Source organism: Pleomorphochaeta sp. DL1XJH-081, from assembly GCF_049310885.1.
Taxonomy (GTDB): Bacteria; Spirochaetota; Spirochaetia; order Sphaerochaetales; family Sphaerochaetaceae; genus CAYZJV01.
This window is the reverse complement of the sequence record NZ_JBMDYO010000001.1, coordinates 9,366-25,178: the sequence shown is the minus strand read 5'-3', so window position 1 is coordinate 25,178 and position 15,813 is coordinate 9,366. Positions and strand designations below refer to the sequence as shown.

At 45.3% G+C, this 15,813-nt stretch carries 2 protein-coding genes; both read left to right on the top strand.

Translation table 11 applies throughout. The features are described from left to right. Positions 1-4 precede the first annotated feature (4 nt). Positions 5-10,594 carry a hypothetical protein gene (locus tag ACODJP_RS00070; protein ID WP_422477191.1) on the top strand — a complete coding sequence of 3,530 codons (10,590 nt, stop codon included), beginning with the start codon at positions 5-7 and terminating at the stop codon, positions 10,592-10,594. After that, positions 10,591-15,813 carry a hypothetical protein gene (locus tag ACODJP_RS00065; protein WP_422477189.1) on the top strand — a complete coding sequence of 1,741 codons (5,223 nt, stop codon included), beginning with the start codon at positions 10,591-10,593 and terminating at the stop codon, positions 15,811-15,813. Before ACODJP_RS00070 ends, ACODJP_RS00065 begins: the two co-directional genes overlap by 4 nt.

The following is a 15,813-nucleotide window of genomic DNA, read 5'->3' as shown; positions in this document are numbered from 1 at the left end:
GTGTATGACGAATATTGAACAACTGATGCAGGACAGCGAAGTGATGCGGATGCTCAAGATAGGAAATCCCGAACGGTCCAAGGATTTTCATGGGGATGAGTTGGAAATAGGACTGTTCGACATAGAGCGCCAATTGAGGCAACCTTTTGAACAGGCGATATACAGTTCTGAAGATCCCAACGGGGCAATAGAACGGTTCGACACCTCTCTTATGCTAAACAACCTAGGCATAGATATGGAGTCGGCTCAAAGGATGTCGGAAAGTGGTTTCGCCTCTTCTGCAACTGGCATAGATACGAGAGACAAGAACTACTGGGAAGCCCTTAAGACTACTGCACAGCATTCACATTGGCAGGACATGAAAGGTATCACCACTTCGCTGTATAGGATCACGGGTAATACCGATTTCCTAGATGTGGCCAGAGAGTATGACGGGAAAATCCATACGAATCCAGTTTTCAACACTTATGGGAAATTTGGAGACTTGGTACTGGATTCCGTACAACCGACGATGTCATCACTCAAGTTTATCACTACCACGGCATTGCTCTCGTGGATTCCCGGAGGGATTGCGAACAAAGTGTGGGGACCTGCAGTCGCACGAACGGTAGCCAAGGGTGGTGGTATGGCAGCTGCCGGAGTCAACTGGTTCTCCACCGGATACTCTCAGGCAGGAGATGTACTGTACAACGTGATGCAGACAGAGGATGCCGAAGGGAATACACTGCCATGGGATTCTCCCGTCGGAGGGGTGTTGTTTCATAGTCTAGCTGGACTGATGGGGCTGGTCGAATTGGGGAGCATGGAGATGTTCCCTTGGTACAAGCAACTGAAGACTCGTTTCACCAATAGGGAATTGGCGAAACATATCGAGCGAGGACTTTCTTCAGCGATCAAATCAACCGTAGTAAAAGGAACAGTCGGAACAGGTACAGAAGGTGGCGAGGAAGGGATCCAGACCGGATTGGGTATTGGCTTCGAGAATGCCTTGAAGGCTATGGCAAACAAGGATGGAGCTGAATTCGATATCACTTCTCTAGGGGATACGGTCTCTGAGGCTGCCAAGGCAACATATGAAGCTGGCAAAAGCATGTTCCTCACCAGTTTCCTGACTGCAGGAATTGGACAAGGAGCATATTCTGCGAGGCTCAGGGCTTCTTCCAGAAAGAACTTCACACCATCAAAGAATTCCATCCCAATCGATTCCTCATTTGTCGGTGTGCCGAAAGGGAAGTTGGAAGAGAGAGACGAGAATGCCGTTTCCGGTCCGATCGAGCCTATCAGGGTAGTCAATGTCGGTACTCACCTTGCGCCAGTAAATGAAGTGGAATTGGAAAAGGCTACGAGGGCAGCTAATAATGGTGCCGAGGCTATGGAAGTCATTGTCGAAGACCTTTCTCCTATGGAATCAGGAGACCAGCTATCTATCCTCAATCGGGCTGCAGTGGCAACGGAAGCGAAGATTATCGAAAATGAGAAGCTCGGATTCAACTCCGAAGAAGAGATGGATCGTGCTGTCTATCTCCTCGCTTCCAACACGGAAGCGATTCAACGAACAGATTCTGGTGTAGAAATCACAATTCGAAGCGAGGATGGAAAACTCTCGAAATTGGCATTGACTCTCATTGAAGAGGGACAAGAGACAGCCGATCCAGATATCTCATATGTAGATGATCCTGAAGCTCCCTATTCGCTTTCCCGAATGACAGGGGACAGGGCTCTTGAGTGGCAGGAGCGTCAAATTATCAAGCAAGCCATAGGTGACATCGTTTCCCATACTGGGGGGAGAATCTCTACCGCAGACCTAGAAGCGAACGTCGATGCAGTGAAATTGGCAGCAGAAACTCTTGGAATTCCAACAGATCGGATGCTTGAAGATAATCTAGTGTTCAAGCTGGAAAAAGCTTCCCCAAAAGGAGAGAGAGGAGCGATCGAGAATATTACGATTGATGGGAGAAAACAGTACACCATTCACCTTTCCGAAAAGGCTGATGCAACGACTCTGCTTCACGAAATCGGTCACTTTATTAGAGGCACAGCTTCAAAGGAGCAGTTGGCCGACTTCACTGAAATCTATGGTAGAGGACAGCAAGCAGTCTGGCTTGAGGATATAAACAAGATCGGTGACAAGTATGAAGTCAATGGTAAGCAATTCGAAACCTTTGATGAGGCCAAGCAGCTTGTTGAATCTAACGAAGAAGCTTTCGCAGATGATTTTGTTGCGTATCTGAGAACTGGAGAGGCTCCCTCGGAGGGATTACAAAATATCTTTCATAGGATGAAGGCGGTTCTCCAAAGATTCATGAAGGAGTTCGGATATCAACTGAATCCTGAGGTAAAACAGGCCTTTGACAGGTTGTTGACACGGGATGGACAGGGTGTCCAAGGATCTTATGGGACAATCCCAGCGGATGCTCAAGGGAATGTCCTGTTCCAAACTCCGGAATATGAGGCAGTTGTCCAACGGTATAAAAACACTAGGCAATGGATGCGAGCTCCTAATGGAAATCCGACGAATCTTACAGAACAGAAATGGGTACAAGTACGAACACCATCATTTAAGAAATGGTTCGGTGATTGGGAATCTGCTTCACATAAAAAATATCTAGAAGGGCTCCCGATTGGGATTGCTCCTGGCAACCAGTTCGAGGCTGACGGTGTCTCGTTGTCCAAAAAAGTTTCCTCTTGGTACGAGGGCGAAGGATATTCAGTCGTAGATGTTGCCCAAATCGGGAAAGTGTCGCTTGATAAGCGGGCGGTTAAGAATTCCATATCACACGGTCTTACACGAGCTAAAGCTGAAGCGTTTGCCATAGTTCCAGAAATTTTGAGATTTGGAAGGCTCATCGACCAGCATACATCCGATCGTGATGAAAATTTGTCCATATATGTTCTTGCAGCTCCAGTACGGATAGCGAAACAAGATTACGTGGGCGTGGTTTTGGTAAAAGCAGATAAGGGCACCAAACGAATGTATGTCCATGAGGTGGTGCTTAAAGAAAAACTCCAGCAATCTGCCTTCAAGACCGAAGCATCGACCACTGATACCAGTGCGCTTAACGGAGCAGGTACTGGAGCTATTAAAAGAGTAATACAGAATATCTACGCTGTCAATGAAGCACCCAAGGTAGTGGACGAAAACGGTGAACCGAAGGTTCTCTATCACGGTAGTCCTGCCGAAGGAATTACACAGTTTGATCGTCAAGGTGCGAATGGGGGAGAGCATGGATTGATCTACGCAACCGATAGCGAAAGGGGAGCGGATGATTTCTCTTATGAACAACTTCCCGGGAACTCAAACCTTTCGTTCCGCCCAGGTAGGAGAGGACACGTATATCCACTATACATGAAGATCCAGAATCCGTTGGATTTCCGTTCTCTGACTACAACCGACTATGACAACATCAGGTCTGCCATAGAAACTTATGGTATTGATCGAGAATCAAAGCTACAAGCTCTCGATGAAATGATGCTCAAGGAAAGGGTAGGACATCAGTATGCGAAATTTGTCGCCTCAGATTTGCTTTCGCATCTATCTGATTATGATTACGATGGATTAATCGCAGAGATGAGAAATGGAGGGCCACTCGAATATGCTGTCGTTTCTCCCATGCACGTGAAGTCTATCGACAACCAGGGAACTTGGGACTTTAACAATCCAAATATCTTGTTTCAACCTTCACCTCCACCTGAGTCTACGGAGTTTAAGGTATGGTTCGGGGACTGGGAGCTCAACCCAGAAAATGCATCCAAAGTAGTAAAGGATGCCAAGCCACTAATCGTGTACAACGGCGTACGTACTGATCCCGGGGATGTATATACTTCATATTCCAACGTTCGTCCTGAAGGTGGTAAGTTTGGGTTTTTCTTCACGCCATATTATGATGTCGCTAAAACCTACGCTTTCAACAAGTGGGAGGACAACGAGCGAGTATATGGTCCTGTAAAGGAAGTATATCTGAATATTCGCAATCCCTTGATGCTTGATCGGTGGATGTATACGTGGGATGCGTTTAAGAAAGAACTTGCAGAGAAACATGTTGAGGTCGATCAAGAAGTCGGGTGGAAGAGATCGTTCAGCACATGGAATTACTTCGTGAGCGCCCCTGCGAGCAAAGAAGCATGGGTAAATTCCGAAGACTTGAAATCCTCTATTCAGAAAGCTGGCTATGACGGAGTCATCTTTAAGGATGATTCTGCCGTGGGAGAGCAATTCGGTGGCAATAAGAGAATGTACCATGAAGATTTGAAGAAACTCCCCGATGATGCAGGAATTGTATATGTCGCCTTCTCCCCCAGCCAGATTAAATCAGTCAACAACCAGGGAACATGGAATCCTGATAATCCAAACATTCTCTTTCAGGAGTCACCACCGAAATCATCTGAAGAATACCAAGCACTCCTTGAAAAGACTCATGCAATCCTAAAAGAGAATGGAGTACTGAAAACTTTCTATCATGGTGGAGAATCTATCATAGAAGATTTTATTCCAGAGAGACGTGGATCCAATTCTGGTGCGCAGGATGCTGAAGCTGGGTTCTTCTTCACCTCTGAGAGGGAGGTAGCTGAAGGATATGCCAACAGAGCATATCCAGTGGCACAGGTCGAACGACACAACAGGGAGATCGAGCGATTGCGTGATCTAGAGCTACAAGCTCTCGATTTGGGTGATGATAGCTTGTCAGAACAATATGGAATGCAGGCTGAGGCTCTAGAGAACCGAATCAATGAGATAGACACCCAAATGGCCACCGGAGAATTCTTTGGTGACGGAAAAGTCACACAGGTCCATATTACCTTGGAGAATCCTCTTATTGTTGACATGGGAGGCGAAGAAAAGGAATCGTTTACAGATTTGATTGACCAAGCACAATCCAATGGGAATGATGGGTTGTTCGTCCAGAATGTGATCGACAGTGTTGATTCCGATATTCCCTCGAATATCGTTATTGTTTTTGATGCAGACAATATATTTCAAGCTCAGGATGCATTGAATAACCAAGGTGCGTGGGATCCCGATAATCCGAATGTTCTGTACCAGAGAGCTCACAATCCCTACCGCAACTGGGAGCCAGAGATCACCGAGACTGGCAAGATCAAGGGAGCTCCGGAATGGGTTAAGAGCAGAAGGGATCTTAACCATTTGAGACATCTGCTCAGAAAATTGGTGAAAGAAGGGGAATCCGGACGATTCTGGTATGAAGAAAGTGCAACTGAGGTTTGGAGAATTACCCAGGGTGATCACGGTAAAGCTAAGAAATTCATCCAGCTACTTTCCATCTATAGTCCCAATAACAATGTACCGAACAATACGCTCATGGCAATTCGAGCTTACAATCATTGGGCTGCAGGGTTGCCGGAGCAAGAACTCCATTCTGGGATGGGGGAGTTGGATAACAAAGCAAAACGTGCTTTGTATCATGACGAAGATTGGATAGGACGGAAGACAGGGTCCTTTTACGAAAATCTCATGTATGAGCTGGTGAGAAAGTATCCTGAGTCCTTTCCTGATATAGACATTTCTGATGTTGCTACCATGGACCTTTGGATGGCTCGTGCATTTGGGTATCTTGTTGAAGCCTATTCAGACGATAAGGGCTCCGGTAAATATTCCTTCAGTGAGAATTCAACCCGAAGGCTTGCCGCCGAGCTGAATGAGAAACTTAATGCTGGAGACGTAGCATGGACTCCCCATCAGATCCAGGCAGCAATCTGGTCTTCAATGAAAACCAGGTATGAGCTTCCAGAGATTAAAGCTAGGACAAACAAAGAGAGTGTAAAGAAAGGATTCTCTTGGCTTGAAAATGGAAAGATCAAGAATCCTACTTCAGGTGAAGCAGAGAAACTTCACAAACAACTATGGCGAAAATATGCGCTTGCAGAGGCAGGGACCTCGGCAGAAGTGAAGAAACTTGTTGAGCAGTCTGGATTCTCTTTCAAGGAGGCGATCTATGATTCATCCCAGATTGTCACTTGGGAAGCGATTCCTTCATCTACCTTGGGTCATGGTATTACATCAGCTTCTACCGAGACCAAGAAGCGATTCACCGAAGAAGCAAAAGCATTGATTTCTGATGTGGAGGGAAATGATCTGCTGGCAGAGAAACTCGGAGTTCCATTGGCCTTTGCTGCCAAAGGTGACGGGGCATATGATGGAACAGTTACGCCGAACGTATTGTCTAATCTTTTCCCTACCAGAGTTCAGGGTCAGAGGATCTCTTTCGATACAGTTCGCATGTATGCACGTGCGATACAATACATATATAAACAGGATGCGGTACCGTTCTTCAAACCGGATTCTACCCCGATCTCATCCAAGGCCGACCAAGAAGAACTCTACTTCAAAGTGGTGAAATATTCCCGTGATGAGAAAGGTGAGATCACAAAGGTTTCGACCATACCAAGAAGTAAAGTTGAAACCCAGGCTGAAGCTGAAGTGTTTCGAGAAGAATACTTGAAAAACAAAAAGAATCTCACTTCCGAGGATGTGCAAGTTCACGGTGGAAAGTTTGCTCGAGCGATGGTATATACCTTCAAAAATGCCTTGGATGATGGTATACTGAAAGAGGTTCTGAGTGAGCTTCAACAGTATCTTGGAGATGAAGTTGGCTATACGAGGACCGGGAGCGAGGAAATCACACTGATCAACTTCAGGGATGATTTCACCCATGCTCCTTGGGTTCATGATGAGGATTTTGTTAGAACCTTGGATCTTTTCTTTGAAGACAATGCTGATAGATTTGGCATCATCAAAGATACGAGGATATTCACGGAGGGGGAATATGGTCCGGTATACGATTGGTCCGAAAGCGAAAGGGAGAACACCGAAACATCACTCGAGAGAAGCTTCTCCGGACGATCCGATCTACACTCGTGGATTCGCAGTCGGCGGGCATTATTCGAGGAAATCCTCCAGCGATACTCAGGAGAAGAACTCCGAAGACTCGAAGAAGGACTAACCTCCCGACAGAGAACTACTGAAGATTCACTACAAACAGAAAAAAATACTCTCTATCAACTATCAGACGAAGCTAAGCAAGGTTTGTTGGAAACCCGAAAGAGCGAAGTCCGGCAGGCTATCGAGAATTTCTACTGGATTCCAGAGAATGTACTACAAGAATATTCGGGAGATGAATGGGCTGATAAGGAGTTAAGTTTTCGAAGACATCTCCGTGAGTATCCTTGGATATTGGAAGAGGCGAGAAAATTTTCTGATACCGACGATTTCCTAGTCCATTTACAAACCAATACTGAGATGGGTGAATATCACTGGGTTCTTGAGGACGAACTCTGGTTCAAGAGAGTGCATGCCTATTCAAGAATGATGTCCCCTAAAGACAAGGATGCGCAGTTTGTCCGGATGTATACCGGGACCGACAAGGCTTTGGTTGGACTTGGACGAAGACTGCGTGGTTATGAGGATGTGGAGAGTGTTGGCAATGCTGGAACCAGACGGCGGGGAAGTTCTCAACGGATTGTATATCGGTGGGGAGCTTTCAAAGGTGTCTCTCCCGTTGTGAAACGACTTGATGCCAATTCCACCGAGGAAGAGCTCCAACGTGCAAGAAAAGCCATCCAAGATAACCCCAGACCCTACAGGAAGGCTCTACAAGTCATAGATCAAGCACAGGATAGGGTATTGGAGATGCGGGGACTTGCCCCTGATTCTGAGGCTACTAGGGATGCCTACTACGATATGTTGGGAGAGCAAATGGAAGAGGCTCTCAACGAACCTCTCCTTCTTAACCAGATGACAGACCGTCAGGCTGCCGAATACCTGCGAAACACCAAAGACAAGCGGGAACGGTATAACGCCAGGGAGAAGTTGGCTACCCATGACGGTGTGATTGCCATGGAACAACAGGCCAATGCCGAATTGAAAAAACTTGGTGCCGAGAAAGATCAGGATATCAGCAAAGCTAAGAAGCAACTTTCTAAAGTTCAATCAGAATTGAAGGAAGTATCTGATAGTCTCCGAGATGAAAAGAAGGCTTTGAAATCCACCCAATCGGCATTGGACAAAGAACGTGCCCGTGCTTGGAAACTAGTTGAAAAGCTTGACGAGAAGTCCAAACAGGCTTCGAAGGTGGGCCAGTTGGAACGAGAACTTGCCGATCGTCGGAACCGTGTTGGCGAATTGCGTCGGGCTTTGTCTGCTAGAAACCTTGAGATGCGAAAGATTGCAAGGAAGGTTGAATTACTACAGGCCAAGTTGGAGAACCAAAAGCTACTTGAAGCATTGGAAGGAGTGCACAAGAAAATACTCGCCACAGTGAAATTCAATCCCGATACCATCGATGCTTCATTTGAAGAATCATTCAACGCAATCTATCGACTACTCGACCAGAACCAGAAGCCCGGTAGATGGGAGCTTCTTCCCCAGCAGATGAGCCAGTATATCTCCGAGGCAAACCTCCATTGGATTCAGCAAGGAAGAAAGATTAACCAATGGAATCTGGGTGAGTTGGAGAAACTATTGGAAGCGGCCTCCTTGATGCGCATGGATGCCAAAGTCATGCTGGAGCGTAAGAATCTCCAACGGATGGACCGACTCCAGAATATCGCATCCCAGATGTATCGCCAAACCTATGGGGAATTACCTGAAGTAGGTCCCGGTTATGGATCTCTAATGAATGACATCATAGATGATCTGACGCAAAAACGAGACACATACGATGAGAATATCTTTGATGCGATGTTCAATACTATCCGGGCTTCGATCGGAAAAATGCAACGGATTGCCCGTATGCTGGATGGGAATAAAGAGGGTGTGGCATACCAACTGCTTGTACGGGAAGCCTACGAAAGGATGACTGAAGAACTCAGGGAATCTTATCGCAGACTTCAGGATGCCGATGCGAAGATGAAGGAGCTGAAGATTACCAGCGATTATCTGGCGAAGAAATCTTATACCTATACAACGCCTTCCGGCCAAGAGAAGACGTTACATAAGGGAGAGGTTATCGGTTTGTATGTGTACTCCCAAAACCCCATGGGAGCGCAAAAGCTGATTCACAATCGGGGAAACAATATTCCACCTGATCAGCTCGCCGAAGCAATCGGGACTCTTACCGACAAGGATAAGCAATGGGGTGATTACATGATCGATTCCCTTGGAGGGGATGAAGTCTGGGAGCGGATGAGAGATACCTATTACGAGGTATACAACCGAAACCTTGGAAGACGACAAAGATATTTTACTTTCGTAGCTGATGGGAAAGTCGATGAAGGTAAGACCGATCTCCTTGTCGGTCCTCAAGGATCAAAGATCCGTTACGTTGATAAGGACTTCACAAAAATTGTGAATCCCCATGCGATATATCCGTTGAAATTGAATGTGACACATACCTTTACCAGCCAAGTGAAAAAGCAGGAACATTTCATCAAGTGGGCTGACTGGACCCGTGATATGAACTACCTGCTTACAAGAGGCGCAGTAGGACGTATCATCGATATGAATTTCGGACCAAAGTTCCTGAATGTGGTTCAGGAGTATGTGAACGATGTGGGTTCTCCCCAAGTCATCTTGGATGATATCGAGCGAATCGGTAGCAAGATCATCTCGAATGCTGCGGTTGCAGCATTGTCATTGAATTTTCTGACGATGTTAAAGCAGCTTCCTTCTTTCAGTGCTGCACTTCGGGGCGACATCGGCGCCATGGAACTCTTCAATGTGGCCTTGAGGTTGTCGAATCCGAAAACACATGAAGAGGCGGTGAAATTCATCCATGAGATGAGTCCTTATATGCTCAAGCGTTCGATATCTGTCGAGGTGGAGAAGTACAACGCATCCGATTTCGATTCTTTTCTTGGAAGAAAGATACAAGCTTTCAATGAAAATATCGGCATGAAAGGCATCCAGATCATGGACCAAGTTGCAGTAAACACACTCTGGTTGGCTGCTTATGACACTTACGTACGAAGGAATCCCAATGGTTTGGATGAAGAAGCTTTGAAACAAGAAGCGACTTATAGAGCCACGCAACTGATCAGTGAGACCCAGCCGACATCGATCGTAAATGATTTATCATCGATCCAACGCAAGAAGAGTCCTTTCACTAGGGCGTTCCTTTTATTCTCCAACCAGATTTTCCAGTACATCAACATGATCTGGTACGACCTTCCAACAAGTGCAAAGGCATATATCGCAACCAAGAATCCCAAGGAATTGAGAAAGATGTTCGGGATAGTCATGAATATGGCTATCTCCGGAGGCATGATCATGCTCGTCTCAGGAGTTGCCTTCAGGGGAGATGACGATGATGAGAAGTATTGGGACAGGATAAAAAGAGAAATCTTGAAGATGATTGCAAGTTATACGCTTCCAATCGTGGGTAATACCGTCTCCCAAGGAGTAAGTGGTTTCTATGGCGGGGACTTGGTGGATTTACCGACTGCCTTCGGAAGAATGATGGGAACCGCAGTTACGGATTGGGACAAGATGAATAAGCGGGTATGGGATCTACTGGATGGTATTGGATCGGTTGGCGGTTTGCCGACTGCTTTCATCAACCGGGCAATAAAGAGTCTGCAAAACGAGAATCCGTTTGAATTGCTGGGATCGACATATGGTGATCTATGGGAGGCTAGATGAGCAAACAGTACAACAACGCAGGAAGATCCCTGATTGTAGATGAAGTGGTTGAACTGAAGGGATTGAAAAAGGATTCGGTTTCAACCTTAAGACAACAACTCGATGCTCAACTAATCAAGCGTGATACGGCGGAGATTAAAGCTCAAGTTTCTCTTATAGGTGCGGACAATCATGTGACTGTTTCAGAAAAGCTCATTCTAGAAAGGGAATACAAGATCATTGAATCCAACCATGGAATCTTGGTCTCGAAGGCTGAAGAATGGGGTGTGACCGAACAGGAAGGATATCAAGAATATCTTGTAGCCTACCAAAATCTCTCTTCATTTCTGGATGTGCTTTTGAGCGATATGACACTTGGATCTGATATAGACTCACACCTTTATATGAGCGGTTTGTTCGACGAGCTGTATAGGACATCCTCATTATTGGAGGAGCAGTTTTTTCGATTTACGACGGGGATGCTTGGGGGATTGGACTGGCGAATAAAGTTCGAAGTAGTGGTGAATAGCTCCACAGGGATAACTGTCCCACTCGACAACACGCCTACGACACTTTCAGTTATGCTCTTGCGTGAAGGTGAGGATGTAACAAATGAATACGATAGTTCAGCATTCGAATGGGCGCGTGTCTCAGAGGATAGGGTGGCTGATTCCTCTTGGCGTGATGGTGTGGATTTGTCTGGGAAGACCATCACTGTATCGCATGACGATCTGATTTATGGATCTGCTTCTTTTCTGTGTAGGTTCCGGTATCAGTACAGCGATACCATGTATTATTCAAAGAGTGGCTTTGTAACGTTGTCCGAAGAAGTTCCAGGACCCCCAGGAGAACAAGGTATACAAGGACCTCCTGGAGCAGATGGACAACCTTCTTATTTCCACCTGAAATATTCCAACGACAATGGAGCCACATTCACAGATTTTCTTGGAGAAGTCCCAGGGAAATACATGGGGACCTATGTTGATTCCAGTTCGGATGACAGTGAAGATCCTGCTGACTATACGTGGGTACTTGTTAAAGGCGAGAATGGAGAACAGGGAATCCAAGGTCCTATGGGACCGGACGGTGTCTCATCTTATCTGCATATTAAATACTCCAATGATGGTGGAACTACTTTCACAGCAAACAACGGTGAGGATGTCGGGGACTACCTCGGTCAATACGTAGATCATACAGAAGCCGACAGTTCAGATCCATCCGTATATGTTTGGAAAAAGATAAAAGGCGAACAAGGGGAGCAAGGACCACAAGGAATCCAAGGGCCTCAAGGAGACCAAGGAACGCAAGGTCCCGCTGGGGCAGACGGACAGCCTTCATACTTCCACGTAAAGTATTCAGACTATTCAGATGGTACTGGCATGAATGATGTTGGTGGAGCTTATATCGGTACATATGTAGACAATGACCCCACGGACAGCACTGATAAAACCCTTTACACATGGGTTCTCATAGAAGGCGCACAAGGGCCACAAGGGAATCAAGGTATTCCCGGTGTGGATGGTGAAAACGGTGAAACATCATACCTTCACTTAAAGTACTCGGATGATGGTGGGGTAACATTCACAGCGAATGATGGGGAAACTGTAGGCGATTATCTAGGGCAATACGTGGATTTCACAGAAGGAGATAGTCCATACCCTGCCGATTACACATGGAAGAAAATCAAAGGGGAAACCGGAGAACAGGGACCACAAGGGTTACAGGGTATTCAAGGTCCTCAAGGAGACCAAGGAATTGAAGGACCCAAAGGTGACGATGGAGTATCCAGTTACACTCATATAGCCTACGCCACTGGCTCTAATGGAGAAAACTTCTCCGTGTCACACTTCTCCACAGCAACCTATATCGGCATGTACGTGGATCAGACCCCGGCCGACAGTGGCGTCTGGTCGGTCTACAAATGGACGTTGATAAAAGGTGCAGACGGGGCGCAGGGCATTCCAGGACAAACTGGTGCTGATGGTCTTACCGCATACTTCCATACGGCTTGGGCAAACAACGACACTGGAACAAGTGGTTTTAGCACAACAGTCTCTTCCGGGAAGCTCTATATAGGAACGTACACCGACCACACCGAAGGTGATAGTTCTGATCCTACAAGGTATAAATGGGTTAAGGTAAAAGGTGAGACAGGGGATACAGGTCCTACTGGTACTTCAATAACCTCTGTAGATGTTGAATATGCAATCAGCACTTCCAGTACCACGGCACCAACTACAGGGTGGACTACTAATTCTCCAGCGTGGGAAGATGGAAAGTATATCTGGTCACGTACAAAAACTACGTACAGTGTGGGAGACCCAACCTATACTAATCCTGCTTGCATCACTGGAGGTAAGGGGGAAGCTGGTAGTACAGGTCCAATTGGACAGGGTGTGGAAAGCATAACGGAAGAGTATTATTTGTCCACTTCAAAGACAACTCAGACTGGAGGAATCTGGGCTACTTCTCCTCCTACGTGGTCCACTGGTAAATACCTTTGGACACGGAGCAAGATTGTCTATAAAAATCCTGCCGACACTAAATATACCACTCCGGTTTGTGATAACTCTTGGGAAGCGGTGAATGTTGTACAAGACGATTTGAATGCAAGGGATAGTCAATATGGGTATAAATATAAAGCAGACATAATAATATACGGAGATAGTGATAAATTATATCCAGTCGTAATAAAGTCTGGAGACCAAACCGTGATGAGAGATATCATGGTTAAAAGGTCTTATTCTGAATTAGCTCCACCAGATTGGAATACTTCTACACACAAAGGAAATCTTACTCTAAAAGTAAAAGCAAATTTTGGAGGTTGGGGAGGGGCAGAATACTTTTGGACAATTCATGAATTGTCTGAAATGTATTCAAGAATGTTTGGCGGATGTCTCCATACAATGTCTAGTATGGGATTTGCAATTTATTTAAGAGGTGGTGGAACAACAGGAGCCGCCTATCATCTTTATAGCGATCAGTCACTTACAACCACACTATATGGTGGAGTATCACCACAAATATGTTATAACAACGAACTCATGGGAGAAACAGGGCCATATACATGGTACGCCCCGAGCCTTAAAACATTCGCAACTCTAAAGCCTGATACTCTACATGAAGCAGATGAAAAACTTTTAGAATCCAAAACAGTTATAATTGGTCCTACTATTAGACCTTCACTCCAATCCTCCGGCACTACGCTATCGGTTGTCGGTGGAAAGCTAGATATCAATGGAGAAGAGTACCGTGTACCTACATACTCTCAAGACCTTGTAAGTAGCGAAGGGCAGGGGTATATAAGTTTCGATGGAAGTGATGTTCAATTCGTGAGAATGTTCCCCAATGCTACGGCGAAGATAATCGAGTGGAAGACTTATGTTGGTTACAATTCAACCTCAGTACAATGGATTATCGGTCGGTTCAAAAAAGATGGAGCTACTATTCAACAAGAGACTTTGATAACTCCTATTCCTAGCGATATATTCACCAAAGACAAATTCATGGACATCTTGGCAGAAGAAGACTTGGGCGAAATGAGTTTGTGGGCGCAAGCTTTGGGTGTGCAACAGTTCTTTGAAAGCCTAGCTACAGTTGATTTCTTTGCGAACAATATTACTACTAGACGGCTGGAGATAATTAGAGGCCTTTATAGGTTTCTGATAGACTATAATGATGGTGCTACGAACCCGATAATTCAATCTTCCTACGATGGTACTATTGGCTTTGAAATCAATCCGACAAGTGGATTGGTTAGAATTGTTGGTACTGGTGAATTTGAAGGTAGTGTAAAACATGAGGCTTTTGAGACGGTTAAAGGTCAGAATGGAGCAACTATAACTATCCCCACAACCAAAGAGTTGTGGAGTACGGATGAGTTATATGGTGAATTATCTACTGTGTCAACAAATGGAACAATAAATAGTGCTAGTGGTTCTTATAAAGGTGTTGCTTTTAATGGAATTTCAAGATTGCCAAGTAGCACTTCTAGAGGGTTAATTTCAACCAGTTCACGCTTGGATCAAAGTTCATATAGAAATGAAAATTATTATCTTTTACACTCGGCTTTTACTGTGCCAGCAGGATGTTATTACATAACTATAAAGTTTGATGCGGCGATGCAAAGCACAATTTATGATGGACTTGTTTCAATAGTAAAAAATCCAATTCATACGAATGTTAACAGTGCCGCTTCAAATCCAGGGACTGTTGTTAGGGATGCAAGCAATAATTCAATGACTACCTACCCAGAATTTAACACCTTCACATATTCCTTTTATTGCACACCCGGTGAAACATATTCCATATGGTTGCGGGGTGAAGAGTCGAGAGATAAAAATTATTACACATATGTAAAAAATGCGTATTACTACTTCTATACCGTAGCTGGTCCCGGTGTTCTCTTGCGTTACACAAACAACACGTATGGAGTAATTTCTCCGGGGCAATATCGTAATGAAGCCTTCTCACTATCATCTCCACAGTCTTGGGTGCATACCTCAAATCTAAACTTTATGAAGGGTGATGTCGCCTTTAACAATGCTGTTATCCAAACACTCACAGAGGGTATAAGACAACCAGCAACTGGAAGTATAACCATAGAAGAAGTTGGAGGTTCACCCGAAACCTTCACCGTCCAGTCAGTTGTTCTGAATGCGAACAGTGTATCGTTTGGGACTTCGGAAGCTGGGGATAAGACCATAACCAAATGGGGAGAAGACGGCTCAACCCAAGGCGTGTATGAGAGTTTTAATACAGCTGGAATAACCTTATCCGTTGCACAACGGAGCATAAGAGTTTCTTCCATTCTGCCGAAGACACACCCTGATAGCCCGGAAATGGATTTCCATTTAATTGGTAGTGCCAACGAGCCTTTTGTTGGAGGATATTTCAACAACTTAGACCTTGATGGCAAACCAATGTATGGGTGTCGAGCGTGGGTGAATTTTAATGGGGTTGGGGTAGTTTCTCCTCGTGCAAGTAGAAATGTCAGCACCGTTGTCGATGCGGGGGAAGGCCGGTATCGGATAAATTTTGCCGTCCCCATGAAGTCTACCAACTATGCTGTCACTACAGGGTCAAGACAAGACGCTGATGCAAACGAAAACGCATATGATTTAAGAATTTCTAAATTGGAGGCAATTACCCTTGGGTCGGTGTTAGTATCACACGGATATTATACTACTTCAAATGTTTATAGGGACTGCTCCTATGGGTATGTTGCAATTTTTGAGTGA

Excerpts from the sequence above, each read along its gene's own strand:
- ACODJP_RS00070 (WP_422477191.1), top strand. The coding sequence starts at position 5 with ATGACGAATATTGAACAACTGATGCAGGACAGCGAAGTGATGCGGATG.
- ACODJP_RS00065 (WP_422477189.1), top strand. The coding sequence starts at position 10,591 with ATGAGCAAACAGTACAACAACGCAGGAAGATCCCTGATTGTAGATGAA.